This is a genomic window from Hallerella sp., assembly GCF_022776125.1.
Classification (GTDB): Bacteria; Fibrobacterota; Fibrobacteria; order Fibrobacterales; family Fibrobacteraceae; genus Hallerella; species Hallerella succinigenes.
Genome location: NZ_JALFIA010000018.1, coordinates 37129 through 63222, shown reverse-complemented (window position 1 = coordinate 63222; position 26094 = coordinate 37129). Strand labels below are relative to the sequence as shown.

General features: G+C 49.9%; 23 protein-coding genes and 2 tRNA genes. 7 read left to right on the top strand and 18 right to left on the bottom strand.

Annotated features, from left to right (window positions below; translation table 11 throughout):
• Nucleotides 1–2: 2 nt before the first annotated feature.
• The 4 genes from MR847_RS02610 to MR847_RS02595 form a co-directional block, all read right to left on the bottom strand.
• Nucleotides 3–1268, bottom strand: a complete 1266-nt coding sequence (locus tag MR847_RS02610; RefSeq protein ID WP_276999904.1) for a BON domain-containing protein — start codon at nt 1266–1268, stop codon at nt 3–5.
• A 12-nt stretch (nt 1269–1280) separates the two neighbouring features.
• Nucleotides 1281–2747: a glutamate--tRNA ligase gene (gene gltX / locus MR847_RS02605; protein ID WP_287722869.1), complete on the bottom strand. Its 1467-nt coding sequence runs from the start codon at nt 2745–2747 to the stop codon at nt 1281–1283.
• Between the two features lie 113 nt (nt 2748–2860).
• Nucleotides 2861–3649, bottom strand: coding sequence for a tRNA (N6-threonylcarbamoyladenosine(37)-N6)-methyltransferase TrmO (gene tsaA / locus MR847_RS02600; protein WP_276999910.1), 789 nt, complete (start codon nt 3647–3649; stop codon nt 2861–2863).
• Nucleotides 3650–3658: 9 nt separating this feature from the next.
• On the bottom strand, nt 3659–5812 hold the full coding sequence (locus tag MR847_RS02595; protein WP_287722868.1) for a T9SS type A sorting domain-containing protein: 2154 nt from the start codon (nt 5810–5812) through the stop codon (nt 3659–3661).
• Nucleotides 5813–5969: 157 nt separating this feature from the next.
• On the opposite strand from MR847_RS02595, the gene MR847_RS02590 reads away from it, so the two are divergent.
• Nucleotides 5970–6365, top strand: coding sequence for a pyridoxamine 5'-phosphate oxidase family protein (locus tag MR847_RS02590; protein WP_100425179.1), 396 nt, complete (start codon nt 5970–5972; stop codon nt 6363–6365).
• On the opposite strand, the gene MR847_RS02585 is transcribed toward MR847_RS02590, so the two are convergent.
• The 3 genes from MR847_RS02585 to MR847_RS02575 all read right to left on the bottom strand — a co-directional run bounded on the left by MR847_RS02585 (nt 6362) and on the right by MR847_RS02575 (nt 11048).
• Nucleotides 6362–7201 carry a hypothetical protein gene (locus MR847_RS02585; RefSeq protein WP_287722867.1) on the bottom strand — a complete coding sequence of 280 codons (840 nt, stop codon included), beginning with the start codon at nt 7199–7201 and terminating at the stop codon, nt 6362–6364. The two genes, MR847_RS02590 and MR847_RS02585, sit on opposite strands and share 4 nt — an antisense overlap.
• 71 nt (nt 7202–7272) lie before the next feature.
• On the bottom strand, nt 7273–9111 hold the full coding sequence (locus MR847_RS02580; RefSeq protein ID WP_287722866.1) for a pectate lyase family protein: 1839 nt from the start codon (nt 9109–9111) through the stop codon (nt 7273–7275).
• Nucleotides 9112–9338: 227 nt separating this feature from the next.
• On the bottom strand, nt 9339–11048 hold the full coding sequence (locus MR847_RS02575) for an ABC-ATPase domain-containing protein (RefSeq protein WP_287722865.1): 1710 nt from the start codon (nt 11046–11048) through the stop codon (nt 9339–9341).
• A 102-nt stretch (nt 11049–11150) separates the two neighbouring features.
• Between MR847_RS02575 and MR847_RS02570 the strand changes: the two genes are divergently transcribed.
• Nucleotides 11151–11687 (top strand): PEGA domain-containing protein, encoded by a 537-nt coding sequence (locus tag MR847_RS02570; RefSeq protein ID WP_100425183.1) that lies wholly within the window; start codon nt 11151–11153, stop codon nt 11685–11687.
• Nucleotides 11688–11756: 69 nt separating this feature from the next.
• Here MR847_RS02570 and MR847_RS02565 read toward each other — a convergent pair whose 3' ends face one another.
• From MR847_RS02565 to MR847_RS02555, 3 genes are all read right to left on the bottom strand, one after another.
• A complete protein-coding gene (locus MR847_RS02565; protein WP_276999927.1) occupies nt 11757–13403 on the bottom strand; it encodes an EAL domain-containing protein in 1647 nt (548 codons plus the stop codon).
• 15 nt (nt 13404–13418) lie between these two features.
• Nucleotides 13419–15179, bottom strand: coding sequence for a sensor domain-containing diguanylate cyclase (locus tag MR847_RS02560; RefSeq protein ID WP_287722864.1), 1761 nt, complete (start codon nt 15177–15179; stop codon nt 13419–13421).
• A 133-nt stretch (nt 15180–15312) separates the two neighbouring features.
• Nucleotides 15313–15385: transfer RNA gene (locus MR847_RS02555), tRNA-Cys, on the bottom strand.
• Between the two features lie 140 nt (nt 15386–15525).
• Between MR847_RS02555 and MR847_RS02550 the strand changes: the two genes are divergently transcribed.
• From MR847_RS02550 to MR847_RS02540, 3 genes are all read left to right on the top strand, one after another.
• Nucleotides 15526–15945 (top strand): lysophospholipid acyltransferase family protein, encoded by a 420-nt coding sequence (locus MR847_RS02550; protein ID WP_276999932.1) that lies wholly within the window; start codon nt 15526–15528, stop codon nt 15943–15945.
• A gap of 30 nt (nt 15946–15975) precedes the next feature.
• Nucleotides 15976–16626: a 3'-5' exonuclease gene (locus MR847_RS02545; RefSeq protein ID WP_100425187.1), complete on the top strand. Its 651-nt coding sequence runs from the start codon at nt 15976–15978 to the stop codon at nt 16624–16626.
• An 88-nt stretch (nt 16627–16714) separates the two neighbouring features.
• Nucleotides 16715–18169: a potassium/proton antiporter gene (locus MR847_RS02540; RefSeq protein ID WP_287722863.1), complete on the top strand. Its 1455-nt coding sequence runs from the start codon at nt 16715–16717 to the stop codon at nt 18167–18169.
• A gap of 155 nt (nt 18170–18324) precedes the next feature.
• Here MR847_RS02540 and rpmB read toward each other — a convergent pair whose 3' ends face one another.
• Genes rpmB through MR847_RS02515 form a run of 5 tightly spaced genes read right to left on the bottom strand, consistent with a single transcriptional unit; the run spans nt 18325 to nt 22899 of the window.
• On the bottom strand, nt 18325–18546 hold the full coding sequence (gene rpmB, locus MR847_RS02535; protein WP_100425189.1) for a 50S ribosomal protein L28: 222 nt from the start codon (nt 18544–18546) through the stop codon (nt 18325–18327).
• A 53-nt stretch (nt 18547–18599) separates the two neighbouring features.
• Nucleotides 18600–19532, bottom strand: coding sequence for a 4-hydroxy-3-methylbut-2-enyl diphosphate reductase (gene ispH / locus MR847_RS02530; protein WP_287722862.1), 933 nt, complete (start codon nt 19530–19532; stop codon nt 18600–18602).
• On the bottom strand, nt 19529–20770 hold the full coding sequence (locus tag MR847_RS02525; RefSeq protein ID WP_287722861.1) for a 3-deoxy-D-manno-octulosonic acid transferase: 1242 nt from the start codon (nt 20768–20770) through the stop codon (nt 19529–19531). The genes ispH and MR847_RS02525 overlap by 4 nt, the downstream gene beginning before the upstream one ends.
• 12 nt (nt 20771–20782) lie before the next feature.
• On the bottom strand, nt 20783–21367 hold the full coding sequence (locus MR847_RS02520) for a methyltransferase family protein (protein ID WP_276999944.1): 585 nt from the start codon (nt 21365–21367) through the stop codon (nt 20783–20785).
• Entirely contained in the window at nt 21364–22899 is a 1536-nt protein-coding gene (locus MR847_RS02515) for an ATP-binding cassette domain-containing protein (RefSeq protein ID WP_287722860.1), read from the bottom strand. The genes MR847_RS02520 and MR847_RS02515 overlap by 4 nt, the downstream gene beginning before the upstream one ends.
• A 110-nt stretch (nt 22900–23009) precedes the next feature.
• Here MR847_RS02515 and MR847_RS02510 point away from each other — a divergent pair.
• Both MR847_RS02510 and MR847_RS02505 read left to right on the top strand, forming a co-directional pair.
• A tRNA-Glu gene (locus tag MR847_RS02510) sits at nt 23010–23082 on the top strand.
• Between the two features lie 123 nt (nt 23083–23205).
• A complete protein-coding gene (locus MR847_RS02505; RefSeq protein ID WP_407718860.1) occupies nt 23206–24201 on the top strand; it encodes a bile acid:sodium symporter family protein in 996 nt (331 codons plus the stop codon).
• Between the two features lie 24 nt (nt 24202–24225).
• Here MR847_RS02505 and MR847_RS02500 read toward each other — a convergent pair whose 3' ends face one another.
• From MR847_RS02500 to MR847_RS02490, 3 genes are read right to left on the bottom strand one after another with little or no spacing between them, the layout of a single operon-like run.
• The gene (locus tag MR847_RS02500; RefSeq protein WP_276999952.1) at nt 24226–24933 is read right to left on the bottom strand and encodes an acyl-[acyl-carrier-protein] thioesterase; all 708 of its coding nucleotides are present in this window, start codon (nt 24931–24933) and stop codon (nt 24226–24228) included.
• Nucleotides 24926–25522 carry a chromate transporter gene (locus MR847_RS02495; protein WP_287722858.1) on the bottom strand — a complete coding sequence of 199 codons (597 nt, stop codon included), beginning with the start codon at nt 25520–25522 and terminating at the stop codon, nt 24926–24928. The genes MR847_RS02500 and MR847_RS02495 overlap by 8 nt, the downstream gene beginning before the upstream one ends.
• Nucleotides 25519–26091, bottom strand: coding sequence for a chromate transporter (locus MR847_RS02490; protein ID WP_287722857.1), 573 nt, complete (start codon nt 26089–26091; stop codon nt 25519–25521). Before MR847_RS02490 ends, MR847_RS02495 begins: the two co-directional genes overlap by 4 nt.
• Nucleotides 26092–26094: the final 3 nt, after the last annotated feature.

The following is a 26094-nucleotide window of genomic DNA, read 5'->3' as shown; positions in this document are numbered from 1 at the left end:
TCTTATATCTCCCCCAAGGAATTATCAATTCGGATACGGGTATCAATTCGGACTCCTTTCGCGGCACGTGCGATAAAAATATTCAAGAGGCTTTTTTGTAACATGCTTTTGACCGACCCTTCCACCAAAACGCCGTCCGCCATCGGAATAATGCGCAGCCGTTGATCCATTTTTGCCTTTTTATCAAGCTTCATCTTGACTCGAAGCATATCCGCCACGTGTCGCATGTGCGGAGGTGGAGCGCCCACTTCTTCGATTTCAAACTGAGCATCACGCAAGCCTTGAATGTGACGTAGGCGCGCTATCGTCGTCCTGAAATCGCTTCCCGAAGTGTAATAGGCGTTCAACTTTAATATACCGTCCCTCACTTGAATTTCACAATTAAAGAACGGCGAATCGTGATCTTCTAAAATGCGGAGCACCGCACGCCAAAGTTCATCATCGGGAATCGGATCGCCCGGGATTCTCACCGAGAGCAAATCCACAACACCGCGAATATCCGGCAGTTTTTTGATTTCACGAATCACTTCTTCTTTTAACGGAAGTTCCGGAACCGATCCGTAAACGTAAACAACCGAATGCACCACGTTCAGCTTGACCGTCTCCACGATCGACGAAAAATACGTTTTCACGCATTCCGTCAAATGTTCAAGCAAAACACGATCCGGAAGCAGCTGATACTCATCTGGAAGCGTCATAAAAATGATCTTTCCGTTTTCAAGCTGCACCACGAGCTTTTCTGCGCCATGATCCGAAACACGACCGACGACAAAACCGGTCATCTGGCGCAACACGTGATAAATCGGATCGCCCAAAAGGGCAACACCCGCCTGCGCCGGCAAAAGTTTGAATCCCAGCGGAGCGCGTTCGTTAAAATGCGTCATCAGCGGGCGCGTGAATTTTTCACGTTCGCCATGGCCAAAGTCGAGTTCCACCACTTCTTCCGTCCGCGTCGAATAATGTCCCGCAACGCAGCCCGGTCGAGTTTTGCCATCGACGTAAACCCAATCGTTCGGCGCAATCCGATTTTGCGAAAGGAGCTTGGCATATTCCGCATTGAAAGACGGCTTACCGAAGTAAAGCTCTTGTGAGAACGCCACAAAGAACGTTTCGCAGAGTTTGCAACGGCAGACCAGAGGTATTCCGAACGGGACGCCAGCGTGCACCGAAAACGGTTCTCGCGAATAAATGCTGTACGTTGAAATCGCACTGCATTCTGCGCAGTAGAACTTTTTTTCGATGAGTTTGTACGTCCAGGATCGGAGCATTTCGCCTCTGAACTAGTCCTGCATCAGCGGAAGAGCCGCGTCGATACGGCGAAGCGTTTCTTCTTTGCCGACGGTTTCAAAAAGTTCCCAAAGGCTCGGACCAGCGACAACGCCGGAAACCGCAAGACGCGGAGCGCCCACAAGTTCACCGACCTTATGACCGCAACGTTCAGCCAAGTCATAAAAAGCCTTTTCGATGACCGGCGTCTTAAATTCGTCGATTGCAGCGAGAGTATCGCGGACGAGAGTCGCAAGAACCTTAGAACCTGCGCCAAAGTGTTTCTTCATCCCCTTTTCGTCGTAAGACGTCGGAGCGACAAAGAAGTAAACAGACATATCCGCCAAATCCTGCACAAAGTGAGCGCGCGGCTTGAGAAGAGTCACAATCATGTCCAGACGTTCTTCCGGTTCGTTCGAAAGATCGACGCCCTTCTTTGCGAGACCTTCCTTCATGAGGCCCTTGAGGAATGCGTTGTCGCACATGTGAATGTGCTGAGCGTTCATCCATTGGAGTTTCTTTTCGTCAAAGCTTGCCGACTTCGGATTGATACGGTCCAATGTGAAACAATCGATCATTTCCTTCACCGTCATGACTTCGCGATCGTCACCCGGATTCCAGCCGAGGAGAGCGAGGTAGTTCACGAGAGTTTCCGGCAAGTATCCAAGATCGCGGAAGTCACCGACCGATGCAGCCCCCTTACGCTTACTGAGCTTACCGCCGTTCTTGTCGAGAATCACCGGCAGGTGGCACCATACAGGAGGTTCCCAACCGAAAGCCTTGTATAAAAGTTCATGCTTCGGCGTGGAACTGATCCATTCATCACCGCGGAGCACGTGTGTCGTTCCCATCAAATGGTCATCGACGACGCTTGCAAAGTGATAAGTCGGGTAGCCGTCGCGCTTGATCAGCACGAGGTCGTCCAAAAGTTCATTCTGGTAAGAGATATGACCGCGGATCAAATCGTCGAATTCCGTCACACCCGTTTCCGGAACCTTAAAGCGGATAACCGCCTTTTCGCCAGCGGCAATACGCGCTTCGGCTTCTTCTCGGCTAATGTGACGGCAGTGACGGTCGTAGCCGGTAACTGGCACATGGGACTTTTCCTGTTCTGCGCGTACTTCCTGCAAACGTTCCTCGGTGCAGAAGCAGTAATAAGCGCAGCCCGCGTCCAAGAGCTTCTGGATTTCGCGGTGGTAGATTTCCAAACGATCACTCTGGAAGTACGGACCGCAATCCCCTTCGCAACCCGGACCTTCATCCCAGTGGAGACCGAGCCACTTGAGGTCGCGCATCAAATCCTGAAGCGCCTGTTCATTGTAACGCTTGCGGTCGGTATCTTCAATGCGCAGATAGAACGTACCGCCCATCGCCTTGGCGAAGAAGTAATTGTAAATGGCAGTACGAGCGCCACCGACGTGAAGATAGCCAGTCGGACTCGGAGCAAAACGGACTCGAACTTTGCGAGTGGATTCAGACATAAGAACCTCGAATAAAAAATTCCAAAAGAGAATTAGAGATTTGTGAACAATAATAGTTTTTTAGACTTTTGCCGTTACAAAGCCTTTGTCAAAAAGCGTCAAAAATTGACGCCTTAAAATTTTTGCTTCAAGAACGCCAAATGCAAGGGCTTGTCGTGGTAGACGTCTTCCGTCGAAGCGAGTTCCGCAGCCGAATATCCACTGCGAATTCGAAGCAAAAGAATCTGTTTTTTCGCCTCGTCAAACTGGAAGTCCATACGGAAAGTGCGGAAGGCGAGCTCCGCCGTATGCGTTTCCATATTTACCTTCACACGGCGCCGTGTCGAATCCAGCGGGCTGTTTGCAAGCTGACATTCGGCAAAGCTTTGCAAATCCCAGCCGCACATTTCAAAAATCCAATCGCTTTCCGCCTTAAAAATTTCACTCGGAACGATCTTCCACTGTTCCACGTTCTGCGCATCCACCCAGCCCGCTTTCGCATTCGGAAAAGCATCCGCCTTGGGAATGTAAGGCTTGATATCCAAAATCGGAGTTTCGTTCAACAGGTCCGCTTCATCGAGGTGCAACGTAAGCTTTTCCATGGAAACGAGCTTTACGCAAGAAAGTCCTATGGGATTGGGACGGTACGGGCTTCGCGAAGCGAAGGTTCCGACGCGGTCGTGATCCGCGGGCGGAACAGGCGGTCGAGTCGTCGGGCGCCAACCGGAATTCTGGTGAAAATGAAAAACGATCCATAGGCGTTCAAAACTTCCCAAATCGCGGAGAGCCTCTTCAAATCCCTTATGCGGTAAAAGCTCTATCCGTCCGGGATGCCCACGAAAAAAGACCCCCTGCCGCGGGACTTCGTACTTGTACGAAGCCTGGCTGTAGAAGGTCCCGATTGGTTCGAATTCAATTTTCACGCCTATAATTTAGCGTTTTACAGCGGTCGTCGTGTGAGATCCCGAGCGAATCATATATACGCCCGCCTTCAAATTCTGAATATGAAGCGTGTGACCGGAAAGTTCCGCTTCGGAAAGTGTTCCCGTCCAGACCATACGACCGTGCAAGTCATAAATCTTGGAAATACCATTTGCAGCGATCGGCGTGTAATCCACCTTACGCACCGGAATCGACGAAGAACCACAACCCGTAGCGATGATCTTCGAAATATAAACGCCCGGACCATCGCTGTTGAAGGTAAGCTGAGTCGAACCGTAGACCGTGTTCGCGTCACCCGTTTCGCTTGCAAGGTCAATCGTCGTCGTCACCCAAGATTCGCTACCGCCCTGCACGCCGTACTTGTAATTCACCCATTGTGAACCGCCGGCGCCACCCACGTTCACATAGGTCGTCGTATCGGCCATGGAATGCATCGTCACTTCAATCGCAGAGCATTCCTGCAAAGCGGTGTTCACACTCGACGGCAAAGCAAAAATTGCATGCTGATAACCGCAATCGCTCTGCGCGCAACCGGCAAGAGGCACCTCCGCATAACCCGAAGTTCCATCGAGAACCTTCGAACCATAAGAAACCGCCGTCAAGGATTCATCGCTTTTCCAGTTCGAAACATCGGTCGTTTCGCTATAATCCACAAGTACGAGCGTATCGGAAGAAACCGGCTTCACATTACTTTCATCCGTTGTTTCGTCTTCGCAAGTCGTTGCAGACGCTTCGGTAGCGCCCTTCACCAGCACAAGCGTCGTCACGGAACGCGCAGGAAGCACAAAGCAGCTTGAAAGGGTAATGCTCTTGCTCTTAAAACCGTTTTCCTTGGACTGCACCGCATAAGCCGTGCCGTAACCCGAAACCTTCGGACGGTCAAGTGTCAAAGCCGTTGTACCGGAATTCGTTAAAACCAGCGAAATGGAATCCGCATCTTCGCTCACAAAAGCGACAGTCTTCAAAGCGGTTTCATCAGAAGCTGTCGAAATCACCTTCCAACCCGGATTCACAAACTTGGAATAGTGACGCATTGCGTGGTATTCCGGGCTGATCGTGATTTCATCAGCTGTACAATTGCCCCAGCCATTTGTGCAAACACCAATCAGCTGACCCTTGCCCTCACCCCAGAAAAGTTCCCAGGCGATGTAGCCGTTCAATTTGCCATCGGTAAAACCGACCTGCATAATGTGCGCAAGGCCCACCATGTAAGATTCCACGCCATTTTCTTCCATAGAGCAGAATTCCGTCATAATGATCGGCTTTGTATCCGAGCCGTAAGAGCTTGCGATTTTCGTCATCGGAGAACGGAAATTTTCCGGGTTCTTGTAATTGTTCAAAGAATTGTCGTGACCATCCCCGGCGTGATACAAGTGGTAAGCATACCCACCGAGTTTGGTTTCGTCCAAAACGTTCATGTAACCCTGGAAATTGTTATAGCCAATGCCAAGAGGTTCAGGACCCACAATCGTCGGTGCATTCGGAAGCGTTGAAAGGGAATCGTAAATAGCGATCAGTGCTTCGGCATAGCCTGCGCGTCTCGATGTTTCGCTCGGAGCAAAGAGCGTTTCTTCATACGTCGCAAACATATCCGGTTCATTCTGGAAACTGATGTAATCCGGGGCGATTCCGGCTGCGGCATACCTTTGATAAGAGACCTTCCACCAATGAGCAAAATCACCGTAGGCGTAACTACCGTACTTGTCGGAGTTCGAAGTCTTGAGAGTCGCCTTCAAGGAGTCGCCATCTGCGTCGCTTCCGTTCACGCTGCCGCTCGGTTTTAAATAAGCCGGAGCTGACCAACTCGACATCAAAACCTTCATCTTGTCACCCAAACGAGCCTTACCCGCCCGAATGATGATGGAATCGTTTTTTAGAGAAGCCGTAGTATCCTGTAGCCAATTACCGACACGTAAAAGCGAAAGGTTCAAACCCGTGAAAGCGGTGTCGTAAAGGGCTTCCTGTTTTTCATTACCGAGAGCCGTAATCCAATTCTGGTAATAGACGCTCCCCGCGCCAAAGCCCACCACTTTCTGCTTTGTAAAAGAAGGATCTATCGTCACAGAAGCTGCCGAAGCAATTCCCGCAGCCACACCGATCGTTACCGAAAAAGCCGCCAAAGCGGTCCACATTTTATGAGTCATAAGTTCTCCATTCATCGGTAAAATAAGTTATTCCATCCCAAACCGTACATGCGAAAGTTTAACTTACTTCTAAGGAGTTCCCGCTTAAGCTTTGTTCCGTTACTTCAAAATTGTATACATTTGAAGTGTTCCACATCCAATCGGAGATTTGAATCTTATGGAAACCGCGCTCGAATTTTTGAAAAAAGCAGGCGTTTTTTACTTGACCACCACCGACGGCAACCAGCCGAAATGCCGCCCGTTCGGCATCGTCGCCAAGTACAATAACCGTCTGTACATTTGCACCAAAAACGACAAGGATTGCTACAAGCAGATGATCGAAAATCCGAAGGTGGAAATCTGCGCCATGGCGGGCGACGACTGGATTCGCATCACTGGCGAAATCGCTCCGGACCCAAACCGCGAAGCCAAAGAAGCTTTACTGGAACAGAATCCGTTCGCGCAAAAGATTTATTCGATCGACGATCCGCATTTTGCCGTTCTCTGCTTTAGACAGGCTCAGGCCAATGTTTACCAGTCCGTCGGTCAGATCGTTACCATTCCGATGGTTTAATATTCCTTGCAGCGCATTGCGGCGCCCGTCACATAGCCTTGAATGAATGTCGGGTTTGCGACGGTGCGACGTAAAAGTTCTTCCAGGGTAAAGTGTTTTTTCACATCCCGGACAACACAGCTGCAAATTTCTTTCGACACAACCGTCGTACAAGAATCCATTAAGAACTTTTCCATTTCCGCCGTGTACTGTTTTGGAACACAGGGCAAGATCATTTCCAAAGCGAGCGAGTCATTCATCTCGCCTTTGGAATCGACTAAATGGATAAGATTTTCTACACCGCTGTTCGCAATGATCTTTTGATAGGCGCATTCACACGTACTTGCCGCCCGGCTCGTTCCAAAGTACGGACGAATTTCTACGGCGCAGTCCGCAAGGAAAATGTTCTTGTATTCCGGGGATTCGAGCAGCGCGCTCATCACGCCTTGGGCAAAGTCCGCGTCAACGCCCAAAGCTTCTAGCGCGGCGAGATCTTCTGCGGAAAAAGCCGAGGCGCTTTGATCCCGTTTTGGCATTTGAGATTTTTGAGCGTCTTCACTTGCGGCAAGCGCGCCGAGAGAGGAGCCCGATTTGAGCTTTGCATCGCATTCCTGCGAAGCCTTTTTCACAAAACTCGTGTAGCCCATGTCCGCATGACCGCGGCGCATTTTCAGTTCAATCGCATCGATCTGCGCCTGGGAATATTTCTGTTCCACCTTGCCAAAAACGCAATCGCAAAAAGCAGGCGAAGAGCCTCCTTCTTCGCAAGAGACGACAAAGTTATCCCGAACTTCTTCCGAAAGCGCCGCAAGCGAAATTGCGGTACTTGCCAACACGATGCCGAAAAAATGCTTCATGATTTTCAAATTACAAAAAGAAAGATCCTCCGTTCGGAGAACCTTTCTTGGTTTTGGTTGTGAGTAAGTGTTTAGTCTACCTTCACACGGCGAGAGAGACTCAAACCGGCGCCACGGACATTCAAGTAGTACGTTCCCGAAGCAATCGATCCGCGAGAAAGATTCACCGAATTTTCACCGGCGTTCGCATACACACGTACCGACTGCACCGCAATGCCCATCGCATTCATGAGCGTTACCCGCACCATGCCGGGATGCGCAGCGGTAAAGCGAAGAGTCGAAGTCGAAGAAATAACCGCCGGAGAAAGACTCATCTGCGTCTTCGCCACGTTCACCATCGAAATCGCTTCCGTCGCTTCAGAGCTCGAAGATTCCACGACTTCTTCGCTGCTCGAGGAAAGGACCGTTTCACTGCTAGACGAAATCGCGACAGAAGAGGAGCTCTTTTCCGAGGAAGAAGAAAGCGCAACGGAGCTCGAAGAAGCTGTAGAGTTTGCAGCCGTCACCGTAATCGTCCCGGACTTCGAAACGTTTGCCGTCGCACCGGTCGTCGTCACCGTGAACTTGTACGTTCCCACAGCTGCCGTTGCAGAAACCGAACCCGAAATCGTGATATTCAAGCCGTCAAGCGTTCCCGCGACACCATCCGGAAGACCCGTCACCGTTGCGCCCGTCGCATTTTCAATCGTGTAATAGAAGCTCGCAATCGCTTCACCCTGAGCGACCGTCTGCGTGGCAGAACCCGAACCGTGCTTGGTCAATGCCGCCGCACCGCTCACTGCCGCAGAGCTCGATGAAGTCGCGATCGAAGAAGAACTCTTCACTGAGGAAGATGAGGCTACAGAACTCGAAGACTCCGTAGCGCTCGAAGAAGCAGGCGTTACCGTGCCCGAAGAACCCGGATCCGGAAGGGTCGCTCCCGCATAAAGTTGAATGGAATCGCGGAGAGCATAAGCCTTTGCCTTCGTGCTCACATCGGTAATGCTCATGGAATACGTCGGCGTAAAGGCGTTCGAATTCGTGCCGCTACCGGAATTTCCACTCGTATTTTCCGTGTAATTGCCATTCGAATAAACCGCGGTATAGTCCCCGTCATAAAGATCGATCGGTTTGTTCACCCCGATAAACACGTTGCCTTCCACACGCAAATTCGCTTTATAGGCAGCACGCACGCAGTGGCTCGCATCATCGCTATCGAAAAGGTTGTTCGCTACATGGACTTCGCCAAAACGCACGCGCGGCATACGTTCCTTGGCACCGTCTGCCCACCAGTTGTGATGCATCGTGGTTTTGAGTTTTCCGGAGTCAGTCGTTTTACTATCGCTATTGCCGATAAGGTTGCTGAACTGGTGATTTGAAGAAGCGCTGGTGTAGTGGAACTTGCTCCAAGAAATGGTCACATAGTTCGCACCGTTGATCACATCCAGGTTTCCATCTTCGCCGTCGTAGACTTCGACGTGGTCAATCCAAACGTGAGATCCGCCCTGGACATGCATGCAGTCGCCCGCGTCCTTATCGACAGCGCCAGCGCCCTTCACTACAATGTTCCGGATGATGACGTTATCGCCTACAATGTTTAAAACGGTGTTGTCTTCGTTCTTCGTGCCGGTATAGGTTTGTGCAATGATCGCGCCCTGATAGCCGTAAATCGTCACGTTATCGCCGACATTGATTGCGCTCTTGGAAGGAACGGTATACGTTCCCGGCTTCACATAGATCGTGTAGCCACCCTTTTCTGCATACGCGCGTAGATCGTCCACGTTACTCACGGTGACCGTGGTTTTACCCGCACCGCCCGTGGTGCCTCCGTTTTGAGTTGCCCATCCCGTCATCGGAAGATCCGGAGCGGTCACAGCAAATGCACTCGTTGCAAGAAGAGCCGTAGCGAAGATTGCCTGTTTTGTTCTCATAGGTCCACCCTTTTCCCTTTACTTTGAGAATGTTCTCAAAATTTCTAAAAGAAAATTTATATCAAATTATCAAAAACACAATAGATTTTTCAAATCACAAATAAATCAAATCAGAAAAACATTGAATTTACGTAATTTTTAGAAGTTTGAAAACAAAAATTTACAAAGTTTACATCACGGACATCTCCATTGAAATGTTCTCAAATTTTCAATTCACCTACAAGGTGTTACGGTTTAGGTGGATTTTCAAAACGGAGTAGCGCCGCAGCGATTTCTTGTTCACGCGGAAGCTCCGAATCCTTGGAAAATCCTTGCGGAAGTCGGCGGAAGCCCACATTCTGAATCTGCACATAAAGTTTGTGGATCGCTTCGTCGGTCGGAAGCTCTTCTACGTTCTGCAGCATATTGAGCAAAAAGAGCCCAAGACCGCTAAGCTGTGCCGTACGAGCGGTCGGGAAAAGGGCTCGCAAATCCGCAGTGATGTAACCGATTGTAAGCTCCGTTCCACGCAGGCGAATCTTCACCTGGCGCTCCTGGGCGGTACGCGTTTTCACGCCGCCGACAAGATCTTCCGAGAGCGCCGGAAAAGGTCTGCACTTGAGATTTCCAAAAGACGGAAGCTTTTCTAGCGGAGCCTGCTGGCTCGAAGCCGCGGCGATTTCTTTCGCCTTTGCCGTCTCATCCACCGGCTCGTAATTCTTCATCACAAGCACCGTATCGGCGACCTTCAAATAATCGCCACAGGCGCCGACGACAAGAACCATGTTCACCCCGAGCTTTTTCAATTCTTCTGCGCGATCCGAAAGCGGAATCAGAGGTTCATCTTTTTCGCCGACGAGAGAGCGCATGCGCGCATCGCGAATGAGGAAGTTTACCGCCGATGCGTCTTCGTCGACGTAAAGAGTTTTCGATCCAAACTCAAGCGCTTCCATCACATTCGCCGCTTCACTTGTAGAACCGGAAGCGGAACGCGTTTCGAACTTTTCCGTAGAAACGCCAAAAGGGAGTTGTCGCACAAACGGCGCAATACGCGTTCCTTTCACAATGCGGCCCGGTTCCGCAGCAATGCGCATCGCCGACGGATCCGTTACAATCCATTCTCGGCCATCACCAAGAACATGCGGAACGGCAGAACTTTCCAGCGCCGAAAGAAGCGTCGATTTTCCGTGGTAAGCTCCGCCCGCGATAATCGTAATGCCTTTGGGAATCGCCATGCCCGAAATCTTTTTTCCACAGACTTCAAAGGTTTGGAGCAGTTCCTTCGGAGATTCAAACGGGACCGCATCTTTTTTCGGAAGGTCGCTCGTTCCGGATTCACGCGGTAAAATCGCCCCGTTCGGAACGAAGGCGACAAAGCCTTTTTCTTGCACAGCGGCAAGGAGCGCTTCACGAACTTCCAAAGATTCAATGCACTTCAGAGCTTCGGCGCGTTCCGCTTCGGATTTCAAATAGAGCGCCATCAAAAGGTCGGGAATCGTCGCTGTCAAAAGATCCACCGCCGCAGGCACATCGATAATGCGCTTGTCGCCCGGAAGCCCCACCGAGAGTATCACTTCGACGACCGCCTTGCCACCGTTTTCCGAAGGGCCGCCCACCCAAAGCGCGTTCCGCACAAGCACTTCTTCGCCCGGAACCAGAACGTGAATCGGGAGCTTTTCTTCTTCCGAGCGGATTTCCACTTCCGCACTGAGCCTACGCAGCAAGTAGTCGGCAAGGGCCAAGCGTTTTACAGGAGAATTTCCCCATTCCGTCGGAATGCCGAGGATTTCAATCGGAGCGTTGAATTTAAGGCGCGAAGCCGGAGCATACGGATCTCCCTGCACATGGATAAATTCCATGTCGAAGTCGCCAAAGTTCCATGTTTTTCCGGTCAAGCTTTTGTACAGGCCATAGCTTTTGCCGGTAAAAGTGCGCAATTTTTGATAAAGTTCTTTCATTTACAAGCAAAAGTACAATTTATAAGGGCATTTTTACATTCCGAGCTCCGCCAAGGGCCATTTTTCTTTATATCTTAGAAGACGATTTAGAAGGAGTTACAAATGAAATTTCTCTCGAAACTTTTTGCATTCAGCGCTGTAACGCTCTCGTTCTGCGCAGTCGTCGCCATGGCCGAAGAACCTCCTCCTCGTGGAGAGCCGGCTAAGGTCACCATCCTCACCGAACCGTCCAACAGCGAAGTCTATCTCGGCGGCGAACTTCTCGGCAAGAGCCCGATTGAAAATCGCGACGTCAAGTCTGGTCGTTACACCTTGATCGTTGTGGACCAGGGTTACGAACTCGTCAACAAGCGCGTGAACATTTGGCCGAACAAGAAGAACGAATTCAACTTCGGTACCGTGATTCCGAAGGGCAACGTCGAAGTGACGACGAAGCCGGGCAAATGCTACATCTACGTCGACGGCGATAACGCCGACCGTACCGATGGCGCAGCTCTCACCGTGAACAACCTTGACGCAGGCGACCACATGATCCGTGCAGAATGCAACAACGGTCGTGCCGCGGAACAGCTTGTAAAGATCGAAGGCGAAAAGACGGTGAAGGTCTTCCTCGACGCCACCAAGGGCAAGAGATATTAATCGAAGCCTTTCTCAAGCGAAATGAGATTAAAAATCCCGTTGCAATGCAGCGGGATTTCTTGTTCATCTTCAACAACTGTACTTTACGCAGAACTCCTCAATCGGTACCGGACGCGAGTAGTAAAAGCCCTGGAAACTCGTCACGTTAAATTTGCGGAGCATGTCTCGCATTTCTGCGGTTTCCACGCCTTCCACACAAAGCTCCGCATTAAAAGCTTCCGCCAGCTGAGAAATGAACTTCACCGTGTTCCGATCTTCTTTATTCGACTGAATGTTCAGCACGTAATCGCGGTCAATTTTCACACAGTCGATCGGGAGCTTGCGCAAAACGCCGAGCGAAGAAAATCCTGTGCCGAAATCGTCCAAAGCGATTCTCACTCCTTCCTCACGAAGGCGCACAAAAATATTCTGCAGCAGTTTCACATCGAGCAAGCGACAACGTTCTGTGAGTTCAAGACAAAGATTCTTTGCTGGGAAATGCGTCGCTTTTAAAAGATCCAAAACCACATCGACAAAGTCCGTCCTTTCAAGCTGCGCGTAAGAAAGGTTTACGTTCATCACAAAATTCGGATACTTGGCTCGAATCCGATTTCCGCAAATCATCGCTTCGCGCAAAATCCATTTTCCGAGTTCCGGAAAAAGACTATCCTGCTCCAGAATCGGCACAAACAGGAACGGCGGAACAAGACCGTAATCGTTGTTTCTCCAGCGGATCAATGCTTCCGCTCCACACATCTCTTCGGTTTTTGCGTCCACGACAGGCTGGTAATAAAGCTCGAAGCCCACACATTCATCCACAATGCTGTTGCGGATTTCGTTCAAACGCGTGAGGCTGTTACGGCTTTCATCGATCACCACTTCCTGGAATTCAAATAGTTCCCCATGATGGTTCCCCTTGGATTCGTGAAGTGCAAACCTGAGGCACGAATACACCGTATCCGGGCTCACCGAAAAACGCTCCAAGTGCAACGCTCCCGCGCAAAGCGAAAGCGTCAAACGGTCCGAGCCCACATAGAATTCCTTGGCACAGGTTTCCTGCAAATCCGCATAGATTTCACTCAAGCGCTGAATCGAAGACTTTTGCGCAATCACAGCGAACTTGGTTCCATCCATGCGGTACACCTGGCCTTCGCAACGGAATTCCGAAAGCAACAGCGAGCCTAGCTTTCGCAAGGCGCGGTTTCCAAAGGTATAACCAAAAATATCGTTCGTGCGAGAAAATTCCTCGACGCCGATCATTAAAATATCGAGTTCCTGTTTTTTCCAGAACGCCGACTTCAAATCATCCAAAAAACCGTAAAGACTGCGCAAGTTCGTTACATCATCAATGAAATTGACGCTGTCATGATTCTTAATAGAACCGCAAAAATATTCAGGCTTTCCATCATCGTCATGGATGACAACACCCTGACAAACGCAGACCACATATTCGCCGTCTAAACGACGGGCGCGATATTCCAAGGTATGATTATTGTCAGAGCCAGCAAAAATCGCATTGATACTTTCGTTAAAATATTCGCGATCCGTCGGATGCAAATGTTCATTCCAAATGCTCTGCGCATTTTCCATATATTCCGACGGAAGGCCAAAATAATCCACAGCAGACTTGGACCATCGCGAAAGATCTTGCTTCATGTCGCACACATAGACATAATTTCCACCACTTACAATGGAGAAAGCGTTAAACATGGAATCCAATTTTTCTTTTCTAACCATAAACACGCCCCTCCGCTATCTCATCACCACAATCTGGTTTCGACCTTGTTTCTTCGCTTTGTAAAGCGCATTATCCACACGCATCAAAATCTTATCCGATGAATCATTTTCACAGACTTCAGTCACGCCGAGACTAATCGTCTTATGATGTGCAACCGTAAAGTCCACTGCGGCAAAAGAGGTGCGAATGACTTCTGCCAAAAGCTGTGCGCGTTCCGCCTGAATTCCCGGCAAAAGAATCATAAATTCTTCTCCGCCCCAACGACCGATACTTGCCTCCGGAGCGTGATCCTTGATCGCGCGCCTAGATACATCCGCGAGTTTCAGAATGACAGCATCCCCTTCCTTATGGCCACAGGCATCGTTCACCTGCTTAAAAAAGTCGATATCGTACATCAGCAAAGAGAACTTTTCGCCTGTTTCCTCGAAAACTTTTACGCTTTCCTTGATACGGCGCTGGATTTCTCCACGGTTCAAAAGCTTTGTCATGCTGTCCGTGATCGCCATTTCGGTGAGCTTCCTGTTCGCTTTTTCGAGTTCTACCGTCGCAGCGTCAATAAAGGTCGCGAGGCGGTTGATCATCGAGACCTTTCCGGCGAACTGTTCGTTCTGCATTTCAAAATGTACGTTCAAATCCTTAGGACCTTCACGCAAAGCGGCGACGACAAGAGTCACGTTGTGCTGATTCAAGTACCCGTCGGTTTTCAAGAATTCGCTCGAGGTATAAAAGCCCGAAGTCGAAGCAATACTCTGAAACGGGAACGTTTCCTTACTGATTTCGTCGTCACCCCAGTACGTGCGACGTGCGGCGCAAGAGAAAATCTTGATCTGTTCCGGCTGGAATTCCGCAATCTTTTTTCCGTCCTTCTGAATACTTTCAAGAATCGTCCACGGATCACCGTAAGCAATTCGCGCGTTCACATCCTTTTCAATATCCGAAGTCATCGTCAAAGAACCGTCTTCGTTGCTCGCGATCGGCGCTCGCAAAATATCGATTCCATGATGTCTATAGAAAAACGGAAATTCAAGAGTATTGCTAAAGAAGTGTTCGTTGTTCGGTATATTCAAATATTTGTAGTAAGCGTCATAAGCGGGGCGATCGTCGAGTTCTTGCAGAATGCAGCCATTCGCCTTAGTCACCTTGAATTCACGGCCAAGAGGTTTCCAACCCGTGATGAATGTCGACATCACATTCAGATCTTCACCGCCGAGCAATAAGAAGACGACACCCTTTTCCGTATAGCCGCGCACTTTACTGAACACGCAAGCTTCATCGTTATTCAAGTCCGGGTTAAAGGCTCCGCCACCAAAAATCTCGATGTCCGGATCCACATCGGTAAACGCATCACAGAACGGCGTCATCGACATACCGCGAATCGTGACAAGCATCGAAACCGCTTTCACCCACGGATACTTGACGAGCTGTTTCTTAAAGTCCGCCACGACATCGAGAGCGCAATCTTCTGTCAGCACATAGTGCATCAGTTTTACACGCGTCGACGGGAATTCGAAAATGGTACACACCACACCGATTGGCGACGAAGAAAGTCCACCTTCGATGATGTTACCGTTCGTGGAGCAGCCCATGTACAGTGCGTCCGGCACTTCTTGGTCGATAATCTCACAAGCAAGTTCAATTTGCGAACGTTCAATGTCTTCTGCATAAAATTCGAACAGGACACAAGAAGTCACCTTGGATCGACGCCATTGGTTGATCTTATCCAATTCTCTTTTCAGCTTCCCGATGCTGGTATATTCAAATTGAAATTGCTTCATAGTCTCAATGTATATCCATTTTTAGAAAAGAGATTCCTCGCATTCCTGAGCGACCCTCAAATTCAACAACCCTATACATTCAATATATGCACAAACGAAAAAAGACGGATAAAAAACATCCGTCTTTTTTCAGAGGCAACGCCCGGACTCGAACCGGGGAATAAGAGTTTTGCAGACTCGCCCCTTACCAACTTGGGTACGTCGCCATGTGACTGCAATTATAGGAAATATTTTGTTATTTTCCAAGGTGATGATGCGCAGACTCCCTCTAAAAAAACGCCTTTTTTGCACATTTATCGAGCTTTGGCTCCGCTCGTTGAGGATTAATTGGGGAAATTCTGTGGATATGTCAAATCCAGGAATTCTAGCGCTGTGGCACCAGGACCTGTTTGCGGCGACAGCCGCCTTTCGAAAATCCGGACTCGTCGCCTTCATTTCACCGAGTTCCGATGGAGAAATTCTTTCAAAAATCGCATTTGACCTCGGGTACAAGGTCGTTCGTGGCTCCAGTTCCGAGAAAACGCTCGAAATTCGCGAGGTTCTGCGGCAGCTGAAAGAGGGAAATTCCTGCGCCATGGCGCTCGACGGCCCCAAAGGCCCCGCTCTTCAGGAAAAGCCCGGTACGCGTTGGCTTGCGGAGCGGGCAAACGCTCCGGTTTACAAACTGGAAGTCCGCTATGGGGCGCATTTTTCGCTCCGCAGCTGGGACAAGGCAAAGATTCCCCTCCCATTGTCAAAATTGACAATTTCATTAAGCTATCTTTGAAATGTGTTTGATTCTGATTGGGAGTATTGAATGATTTATTCTACCTTCGTCGCTTTCGACTTGGAAACAACGGGTCTTTTCTCTAACAAAGATGAAATCGTGGAAATCGGTGCCGTCAAATTCACCGTTTACGACGACAACGGCATCATCCGTCCCAAAAAAATTTCGGAATTCCAGACCTTGGTAAAACCACCCATGATGATTCCGGACGAAGCGACACGAGTGAACCACATTACAAACGAAATGGTGGAAAACGCTCCTGACATCAATACAGCCCTGAAAAAGTTCACCGTTTTCTGCGGCCAGTCCGCGATTCTCGTAGCCCATAACGCAGACTTCGATGCGGGATTTTTGCACGTCGCCTACACCAAGCATCCACAGCTTTTGCCGGGCAATCCGATTGTCGATAGCCTGCGCGTCGCCCGTTCGATTTTGCCGGAACTCAAGAGCCATAAGCTTGGCGATCTCGCCCACATGTTCCAACGCATCAAGGGTCAAATCAAGCTCGCGATCAACAACGACGAAATGCACCGCGCCGTTTACGACTGCGAAATGCTCATGGAAGTTTTCGTCGCCCTTCTCCGTCGCCGCATTCGCAAAGAAGATTGGGATATATCCCGCATTCTGAATTGCATCATCAAGCACGGTTCGACGCCCGCGTACCTGACAAAGATGAATTAAAATTTTCCGCATTGAAAATTCCTACGGAAACCTGTGCATGCGTACGTGCCATTTTTGACTTTTTTCAGTTTTTTCGTACATTTAAAGCATGCTACTTCTTTTTGCGTTGCTCATTATCGCGTCGCTTTTTGCGACTCGTATTTCCGATAAAATAGGGTTCCCCGTTCTTGTGGTATTCCTCGCGGTCGGCTTGATTGTCGGCAGCGACATTTTAGGACTTATCGAATTCAGCGATGCGAAATTCACCAAACAGGTTGCCGACATCCTGCTCATTTTCATTCTGTTCGATGGCGGATTCCGCACCATGCGCTCCGATTTGAAGGTTGCCGCCAAGCCGGCAATCACGCTCGCCACCTTTGGCGTCGCCGTCACCGCAATGGTTCTCGGAATTTGCATTCATTGGATTATGGATTACGATTGGATACTTTCGATGCTCATCGGCTCGATTATTTCATCGACCGATGCCGCCGCCGTCTTCTTGATTACGCGGCAAAACCCGTTGAAGAAAAAGCTCGCCGCCACCCTGAATGTAGAAAGCGCGGCAAACGACCCGATGGCCATTCTTTTAACGCTCGCCTTTCTCGGAAGCATCGCTGGGGAAGGCACAAGCCTCTGGGAATTCTTCAGCCGACTCGCTTGGCAATTTTCCGGCGGCATCCTTATCGGATTTTTAGCAAGCAAAATAGCCCACTTTCTTTTTAACCATCTCCACTCCGAAAACCGCGGATACTATTATGTGTTGCTCATCGGCGTGATTCTTTTCGGTTACGGTTTTGCCGATCAAATTCAGGCCAACGGTATCATTGCCGTATTCTTTATGGGCTATTGGCTCGGCAACTCGGAATTTGTGGCCAAGCGCGGTGTTAGCCTTTTTCTGGAAGGGATTTCCACCTTCTGCAACATGGCGCTGTTCCTGATGCTCGGACTGCTCGCGTTTCCGAGGAACTTTGCACTCGTCTGGAAAGAAGGCCTTTTAATTGCCGCATTGATGATCTTTGTCGCAAGGCCTGTCGCTGTTTGGCTTTCGACTCTCCCCTTCCGCTATTCCACAAAAGAAAAACTTTTTGTGAGCTGGGGCGGTATCAAGGGCGCGGTTCCCATCGTGCTTGCGACGTACCCCGCCGCCTATGGTTTAAAGGATGCGGAATCCGTCTTCAACATCATCTTCTTTGCCGTCCTGGTTTCTTGCCTTTTGCAGGGGAGCACTCTCGGAAGAATCGCGAAACGCGCCAAGCTGACCATCCCCAAGTCCCCGGTCTCCCCCTTTTCCGTGGAACTGCATGCAATCAAGCAGTCCGACATCGACATGTTCGAATTTTTGATCCACGACGATTATTACTGCGCCAAAAAACGCATCCAGGATCTCAAGTTCAGCACGGATGTCGTTATCACGTCCATCACTCGCAACGGGAAAATTCTACCGCCACGTGGAGCCATCGAACTGCAACCTGGAGACATCCTGTTCATCCTCGCCCCGCTTTCGCGTCAACACGCACTGAAGACATTCTTAAGGGAAGGCTCCGATCCTATCGAAGAACCATAAACAGAATCTTCCCGAGCAAAGACTCTTCCTTTAACAGAAAAGCCCGCTGCATCGTGGGCTTTTTTCCCTTCGGAATTTTTGAAATTTGCATTTAAAACACGAAATGTCGCTTTAACGAGAAAGCGACTTTTCGTGTTACAAAATCCGAAAAAGGATTAGAGACCGAGTTCTTTCACGACGGCATAAATGCCGCGCTTTTCGATCGTACGAAGGCCAGCGGCACTCACGCGAAGAGAAACCCAGCGATCTTCTTCCGGAACGTAGAAACGCTTCGTCTGAAGGTTCGGAAGCTGACGAATCAACTTCTTACGGTTCGAGTGAGAAACCATGTGGCCAACGAGGGCGCCTTTTCCAGAAACTTCGCAAATACGGCTCATTGTATAACTCCGTGTTTTAGTGGGCACAACATTAGTTAATTTAACGGATTTCGTCAAGATGCTAATTCTGCAGGTAAAGGGAACTTTAACTTTTCCTGCATAGTCACCCAGTTTTCGACCTCAATTCCGGGATATTTTTCACGCATCCAGGCCACAACGTCTTGAACGAGGTCCTCCGGGGCGCTTGCGCCACTCGAAAGACCCACCGTATCGATTCCGTCGAACCAGGATGGATCCACATCCTTCACACTGTCGATCAAATGTGAAGGAATCCCATGTTCTTTGCCCAATTCCGCCAAACGGCTCGAGTTGGACGAATTTTTAGACCCGACTACCAGCAGGGACTGCACCTGATCGCACAGGGAAGCGACTGCTACCTGACGATTTCCCGTCGCATAGCAGAGATCGCCGCGGACTGGGCCCTGGATATTCGGGAAATGTTCCCGAAGGGTATCGATAATGTCCTTGGATTCAGAAACAGAAAGCGTCGTCTGCGTAATGTAGGCGAGTTCCGTCCCTTCGGGGAAGGACAATTTCTTAACGTCATCCGCCTTGCGGACCAAAGTCATGCAGCCTTCGGATACCTGGCCCAAATGGCCTTCCACTTCCGCGTGGCCCGCATGGCCTATCAAAATCACGTGACGTCCAGCCGCATGGTGACGTTTGGCGCTCATGTGAACGCGCTGCACCAGAGGACACGTCGCATCCAGCACGTGCAGATGGCGCTTCTTCGCTTCTTCGTAAACCGAATCCGGTACGCCGTGCGCCGAGAAAACGACAGTCGCCCCTTCTGGGACTTCCTGCAGGTCTTCGACAAAGATCGCACCCTGAGCCTTAAAGCGGCTCACGACAAAAGCATTATGCACAATTTCATGGCGCACATAAATCGGGGCACCGAATTTTTCGAGCGCCTTGGCGACAATATGCAAAGCGCGATCGACTCCCGCGCAAAATCCACGAGGGCTAGCTAGAACAAGTTTTTTCATACAGAGGCATCCATATTGTTCTTGGATTCCGAGTCGTTCTTGGATTCCGAATTATCCGTTTCAAGCGTCGTCTGAATAAAATTGACGAACGCGTTATAAGAAGACACCACCTTTTCCCGTTCATGGGCAAGGAAGCAGTAAACCCGTTTCACGTCGGGAACCGAGCGAGAAGAATATTCCGCAGCGGTCTTGATCTGCGCAATCGCACCTTCCCGAAGAAGCGCTTCCACCGAAGCCTGTTGCCCGCGGGAAAACGGACCGATGCAAGTAGCGACACCCAGCTTCAAAGATTCCCAAAAATCATGCACGCCCAGAGAGCGCGAAAAAGATCCGCCGATGACCGACGACTTCGAAGTCTGCAAAACTTCTGTCAGCTTGCCGTAAACGGTCACAAGCGAAACAGCTCCCGGTTTGACTTCCGGCCATTCCACAGTCGAAATGCCCGCCTGTTCCAAGCCTGCGCGGAACTTCGGCAACTCTTCTTCAAAGCGCGGCGCAAGCACGATCGATTCATTCGCCTTTACCGCAAGTTCAAGCATTTCCAGAAGAGGCTTCCATTCTTCTTTGTGAAAAGAAAGGAAAGCCGTATCGACGCAGAAATCCTTGGGAGATTCCACTTCGGAACCGGACTTTGCCCACGAGAGAAGTTTCCAGTCACCACCGATAATCGTTTTCGCCGCAACGGAATAATCCCCTGCCGCCACAAAACGCGTCAGGTCCGCACCCGTCTGCATGCTCACAAAACCGATCGAACGGAATTCATGCGTATCGATGCAACGGTAAAAACGTCCCGAAACCAAAGCGACCGACGGACGGATCGAATGCTCCCGCATCGCCGCGAGATACCCCGGCCAAAGTTCATTTTCGGCAAGGACAAGCATCACCGGCTTTACCGCATCCATAAAATTCCGAATCGCGCTCTGCGTATCAAGCGGCGCTATCGAAACGAGAACGCCTTCTTTAGAGGCAAGAGGCTCCAAATAAGCGCAGACTTCTGCCTTTTGCGTTGTAATCAGAATGGGCGGGAGATCCGGAAGCTCTGCCCTTAAGATTTTGGCGAGCGAAAGGAGCATTTTGCATTCGCCAAGGCTTGCCCCGTGCATCCAAAAGCAAGGGCCTTTCGGGAACGGACCGCGAATACGATCTTGGATTTTGAATTTTTCATTGAATGACGGAACCTTGCCCGCAGCAAGAGCTACAATACCCAAAGTTCTACGAATCGCATTCAACCCGAACATTTCAAATCCTTCTTACAGCAACACCGGCAATTCCACAAATCGCCGAACAAACAGCAACAATGTATAAAAGATCAGCCACACCCACGTCCAACGATCCGCTAAAACCGAAGCCAAAACGGAGCGTTTTACGCCGGACGACGTACATTCGCCTTGCGCAGCCGAAAAAGATGTCGGAAAGAACATCGGAGTGCGATTAGCCCAATTCACAAACCGTTCTCCGAACTTTTTTTTAAGAAAGACATCTTCCGCTTTCGCAAGCGGGAATACAAATAAAGTAACTCCCATCGCAAACGCAAACGAAAGGGTTTGCCAGCCTAAATGAAAGAGCACAAACGCATAGCAAAAGCACAAATTAGAAAGGTACAGCGGATGGCGAAGCTTTGCGTAAATTCCCCACATCACAAGTTCCGGCGCAGCCTTTTCGTTTCCACGCGTATGTTCACCTATCACCCGGCGCGCCTCCACACGGAGCACAATACCGAGCAAGGCAAGAATCCCCGCCGAAGCTGGAATCCATTCCGAAGAATGTGGAAAAGCCCAAAGGGCTACGGCAAAGATTCCAAGGATGACGCCTCGGAAACGGTACAGAAAATTCATGCTCGCCCTTCCAGTTTTGTAAAGTCTAAGATTTCAAAGCGCTCCGTCAAATCGTTCGACATAGGTTCGTGCGTCGCAAGCAGCACCCATTTTCCGCGGGCCTTTGCCGCAGCGAGAAGCGCAACCAAAATCGGAGCGCGTTCTTCTTGAACCACAAAAGCAAAAGGTTCGTCGAGCAGTAAAATTTTGGCAGGCGAAGCGATCGCCCACAAGAGAGCGACTTTGGCGCGTTCTCCGCCCGAAAGCCCTTTTTTTTGCAAAAGCTTTTCTCCGCGGACGAGTTTCCATAGTTCCGCAAAGGCGGCGTTCCCTTGCAACGCCTGAATCTTTTGCAACACAAATTCCCGTGGCGGTAAAATCAAATCCTGGGAAACCGAAAAGACGCCGTTTCCGGCAAAATTTTCTGGCAGCAAAATGCTTCCCTTCTTCGATTCTTCAAGGCCCGCAACGAGCTTAAAGAACGTCGATTTTCCGCAGCCATTCGCTCCTTGCAAAAGGACAGGCTTTTCCGTTTGCAGTAAAATGTCCAAGCCTTGGAACACAGGCGTCTTTTCCATGTCATCGGTATAAGAGAAGTCGATCTGCGAAAGTTCGAGCGTCCTTTTTGCATGCGACTGCAAACGTTTTTTGCGCGGCGCCTTTTCCAGGTCAAAGAGAACGTTCTCTGCGCTTTTGGCAAGGCGCATCTGCGGCAAAAGGCGCGAACATTCCTTCACCGGTTTATAGCAAAGAAAGAGCGCGGAGCAGTAAAGGACCAGGCCTTCCGCATCGAGCTTGCCGTTCAAAATCATCCAACCGCAAAACCCGAGAATCAGTATCACAGAAATCACCGAAAGCGATTCCATTCCCTGCGCAAGCACCACCTTGCGACGTCCCACCGAAACGCTGGAATTCAACACGGAACGCACCTTGGCAAAAAGGCTCTGCACAATCCGCGAAAGATCTTCTGCCGAACTCCACAGCCGAAAGAAACGCTTCGCCGATTCCACTTCGGAACGGAGCTCTCCGCGCTTCACCATTTCTTCATCGACCGAAGGTTTCATCGCGTGCAGTTTTTTTTGGATGTAAGAAATCACCGGCAGCACCACGAGCAGTACCACTAAGGTGAGCCACGGAGACATCACAAACAGCACCGGCAAAAAAATCACCAGCTGTAAAATCGCCTGCAAGGTAAACATCAACGTTTCTGCACTTGCGCTTACCGTGTGTATGGAATCGTAAGCGACCATCAAACGTTCTTCGCTCTGTACCTTATGGTAATATTGGGGAGAAAGGGTTCGCAGGCGCCGCGCAAACCATAGCAAAAGTCCCGCTTCCACATGACGGATCGTCTTCTCGACTGAAATTCCGCGCATGTAAGAAAACACCCAGCGCAGCGCAACCAGTCCAAGTGTGACTCCGAGCCATTCCGCAATCGTCGTCCCGGCCGTTTTTTCTAGAATCTGAATGAAGTGTCGAATCGCGACCAAAAGCCCTGCATCCGCAAGACTCGCCAATAAAACGAGCGGAAATAAACGCAAAAGCGCAGCCATTGCACTGTTTTTTAGCCATTTCGACAGATTCATACGATAAAAAATAGAATTTTCACAAAACCCCCTTGACAAGCGAGGAAGAATATCTATATTTGGCACATCTAAACAATGCCCCTATCGTCTAGTGGCCTAGGACTCGGGATTTTCATTCCCGCAACAGCGGTTCAAACCCGCTTGGGGGTACGAAAAAGAACTCGTCAAATTGACGAGTTCTTTTTTTATGCCCTGAAATCGTCAAAGCCAAGAACCCTTTTAGCCAATCCCTTCTATAATGTTTAGCTTTTCGGCGCATTCCAAAAGGATGGCATTATGCTGTTAACAAAATTCTCTCAATTTCTTTCCAAATACACCACGCCAGTTGTTTTGATTTTCGCGGTCGTGGCTTTCATTTACGCTCCTTCCTTCGCCTGGGTCAAAGGCGACACCCAGACTATCATTTTAGGCATTATTATGTTCGCCATGGGGCTTACCCTTTCCCCGCAAGACTTCGCCATTTTGGCCAAGCGTCCGGGCGATATTCTCATCGGCACTTTGGCGCAGTTTACGATTATGCCGCTCATCGCGTTTACGCTTGTGCATTTAGGGCTTCCCAAAGGCATCGCGATTGGCCTTCTGCTCGTCGGCACATGCCCGGGCGGCGTTTCTTCAAACATAATGTCGTTCCTCTGCAAGGGCGACGTCGCGTTTTCCGTGGGCATGACGGCGGTGAACACGCTCCTCGCTCCGGTTCTTACACCGGTCCTTATGAAGATTCTCGCCGGTGAAATTGTGGAAGTAAACGCATGGGGACTTTTCAAGACAATTCTCTGCGTCACGATTTTCCCGGTCGTCGGCGGCTTTGTTCTGAATTACCTGTTGAATAAAAAGCAGGGCTTTCTGATGGTGCGCTCCTGGATGCCGGGCATTGCCGTGCTCGGCCTTGGCGCCATCGTCGGCGGTGTGATTTCGCTTCTCGGCAGCAAGTTCTTCAGCTCGGGCATCATGATTTTCCTCTGCGTTTTCCTGCACAATTCCTTAGGCTATGCCACTGGATATATAATCGGAAAAATCGCCCACATGAGCAAGGCAAAGAATCGCACGATTTCGATCGAAGTCGGCATGCAGAATGCGGGCCTTGCCACAGGCCTTGCAACGCAACACTTCCCCGCTTACCCGGAAGCCGCCGTTGCCGCTGCGATTTCCTGCGTGTGGCATTCGATTTCGGGAACAATCCTCGCCGGCATCTTCATTTTGATGGATCAGCACGCCGAAAAGAAAATGCAAAAAGACAAAGACCGCGTCTTGAATGCGGCCCAGTCGTAACTCTTCCATCATTTTGAATAGAATCTAGCCCTGTTCGAATTCCAAAATCGCGCAGGGCAATTCTTTTTTCAAAAGCTTCACGTAAATGAAGTTTCCCTCCGTCAAAACCTGCGGCACGATTTCTTCGCCGAGCTTCACCGGAACCTTGTATTCCACGCGAACACCTTTCACGTTAAAATCTTCCGGCAAATATTCCGAGGCGATCCGAACGTAATGCGCATTGTTCAAATGCTGATTGTAATCGATGTCGTTTCTTGAAACGACAACCGGAGCAAAGGTTTTCACTTCTGCGTTCGGGACGACAATGCGACGGTCCTTGTAATGCATTTCAAGTTTCGGCTCATAAGTGTAGGCATCTATGACTTCTTGCGGAAGCTTCTTCATGCGACCGGTCTTCAAATCGCAAAAGACGCCGAGACTCCACGTTTTGTAGCAAGGATTTCCCGCTTCGTCGTAGATGAACGTGTTGCGGAATCCGAAGAGCGGTTCGCAACCGTAAACGCCTGTTTGAATCGTGAGCTTTTCCTTATAATTCGGAACGCGGACGACTTCGACCTGGCGCGAAGCGATCAACTGCGCAAGTCCATGTGCCCGCAAAAAGTCCCTGTATTCCGTAGCGGTATCGAGCCAGAGTTCGGAACAGTCCTGCATCATCTGGAATGCAGAAAAGAGTTTCAGTTTTCCATTGCAGTCCGTGCAACTGGTGGTTACCTGATCTTGAATCTTAAGCACAAAAGCCTCCTGTCTGCCATGTAAAAACTAGACCGAGCAAAGCGCACACCCCAATCATCTTCATGGGCCCTACCTTGAAAAATTTTATGCAGACAAAAGTCAGCACAAAAAGCCCTGCAGAAAAGATAAATCCAACGGAATCTTCCGAGTAAGAGCCAAAGTTCTCTTTGGTCATCAAAAGGAGCGTCGCCGCCGCCAAAAGTCCCACCACCGCGGGCCGCAAACTGTCAAGCACCAGGCGCACCGAGGCATTATCCTTGTACTTCATAAAATAGCGGCTAATCAAGAGCATTAAAATCGTCGTCGGAAATACGAGCGCAAAAGTCGCCGTCATACTGCCGAGAATGCAAAGGAATTGATTTGCGCCCTCATTCTGTAACGCGGTATAGCCCGCATAAGTCGCCGTGTTGATTCCCACAGGTCCTGGCGTCATCTGGCTAATCGCCACGATATCCGTAAAGTCACCCGCCGTCATCCAATGATGATTCATCACGACTTCATGCTGGATCAGCGAAAGCATGCCGTAGCCTCCGCCAAAGCCAAAAAGCCCGATCTGGAAGAACGTAATGAAGAGCGAAAGGAAAATCATGCTTCACCCTCCTCTTCTTCACGGTCCGTTTTTTTGCGCTTCGCCTTCCCCACAAAGAATCCGGCAAAACCTGCCGCCAAAATAATGAGAATCGGAGAAACCCCGCAAAGCCAAATCAAAAGGGCGCTCACCACCGGAATCCAAATCGTGAACTTGTTCAACTTCGCCTTTTTCGCCATGTTAAAGGTCGGCACCGCAATCAGCGCCACAACCGCCGGGCGAACGCCGCGGAAGAGAGCTGCCACGTAAGGATTTTCCTTGAACTGATGGAAGAAAAGAGCAATCAAAAGAATAATCAAAAACGAAGGCAAAGCCGTGCCGACTGCGCACGAAATACCGCCCTTCACACCGCGCAAGCGGTAACCGATAAAGATGCTGATGTTGATTGCAAAAACGCCCGGGCAGCTCTGTGCAATCGCAAGCAAATCCATCAATTCATCTTTTGAAATCCAGTGCTTTTTATCGACAATTTCCGTTTCGATCATCGGGATCATCGCATAGCCGCCACCGAAGATGAAAAGGCCTATCTTAAAAAATGTTCTAAAGCTTTCCCAGTAAAGATTCTTCATCTC

Coding starts and splice junctions, on each gene's coding strand:
- MR847_RS02610 (WP_276999904.1), bottom strand. CDS start 1,268: ATGCTCCGATCCTGGACGTACAAACTCATCGAAAAAAAGTTCTACTGC.
- gltX (WP_287722869.1), bottom strand. CDS start 2,747: ATGTCTGAATCCACTCGCAAAGTTCGAGTCCGTTTTGCTCCGAGTCCG.
- MR847_RS02595 (WP_287722868.1), bottom strand. CDS start 5,812: ATGACTCATAAAATGTGGACCGCTTTGGCGGCTTTTTCGGTAACGATC.
- MR847_RS02590 (WP_100425179.1), top strand. CDS start 5,970: ATGGAAACCGCGCTCGAATTTTTGAAAAAAGCAGGCGTTTTTTACTTG.
- MR847_RS02585 (WP_287722867.1), bottom strand. CDS start 7,201: ATGAAGCATTTTTTCGGCATCGTGTTGGCAAGTACCGCAATTTCGCTT.
- MR847_RS02580 (WP_287722866.1), bottom strand. CDS start 9,111: ATGAGAACAAAACAGGCAATCTTCGCTACGGCTCTTCTTGCAACGAGT.
- MR847_RS02575 (WP_287722865.1), bottom strand. CDS start 11,048: ATGAAAGAACTTTATCAAAAATTGCGCACTTTTACCGGCAAAAGCTAT.
- MR847_RS02570 (WP_100425183.1), top strand. CDS start 11,151: ATGAAATTTCTCTCGAAACTTTTTGCATTCAGCGCTGTAACGCTCTCG.
- MR847_RS02565 (WP_276999927.1), bottom strand. CDS start 13,403: ATGGTTAGAAAAGAAAAATTGGATTCCATGTTTAACGCTTTCTCCATT.
- MR847_RS02560 (WP_287722864.1), bottom strand. CDS start 15,179: ATGAAGCAATTTCAATTTGAATATACCAGCATCGGGAAGCTGAAAAGA.
- MR847_RS02550 (WP_276999932.1), top strand. CDS start 15,526: ATGTCAAATCCAGGAATTCTAGCGCTGTGGCACCAGGACCTGTTTGCG.
- MR847_RS02545 (WP_100425187.1), top strand. CDS start 15,976: ATGATTTATTCTACCTTCGTCGCTTTCGACTTGGAAACAACGGGTCTT.
- MR847_RS02540 (WP_287722863.1), top strand. CDS start 16,715: ATGCTACTTCTTTTTGCGTTGCTCATTATCGCGTCGCTTTTTGCGACT.
- rpmB (WP_100425189.1), bottom strand. CDS start 18,546: ATGAGCCGTATTTGCGAAGTTTCTGGAAAAGGCGCCCTCGTTGGCCAC.
- ispH (WP_287722862.1), bottom strand. CDS start 19,532: ATGAAAAAACTTGTTCTAGCTAGCCCTCGTGGATTTTGCGCGGGAGTC.
- MR847_RS02525 (WP_287722861.1), bottom strand. CDS start 20,770: ATGTTCGGGTTGAATGCGATTCGTAGAACTTTGGGTATTGTAGCTCTT.
- MR847_RS02520 (WP_276999944.1), bottom strand. CDS start 21,367: ATGAATTTTCTGTACCGTTTCCGAGGCGTCATCCTTGGAATCTTTGCC.
- MR847_RS02515 (WP_287722860.1), bottom strand. CDS start 22,899: ATGGCTGCGCTTTTGCGTTTATTTCCGCTCGTTTTATTGGCGAGTCTT.
- MR847_RS02495 (WP_287722858.1), bottom strand. CDS start 25,522: ATGATTTTCCTTTCGCTCTTCATTACGTTCTTCCAGATCGGGCTTTTT.
- MR847_RS02490 (WP_287722857.1), bottom strand. CDS start 26,091: ATGAAGAATCTTTACTGGGAAAGCTTTAGAACATTTTTTAAGATAGGC.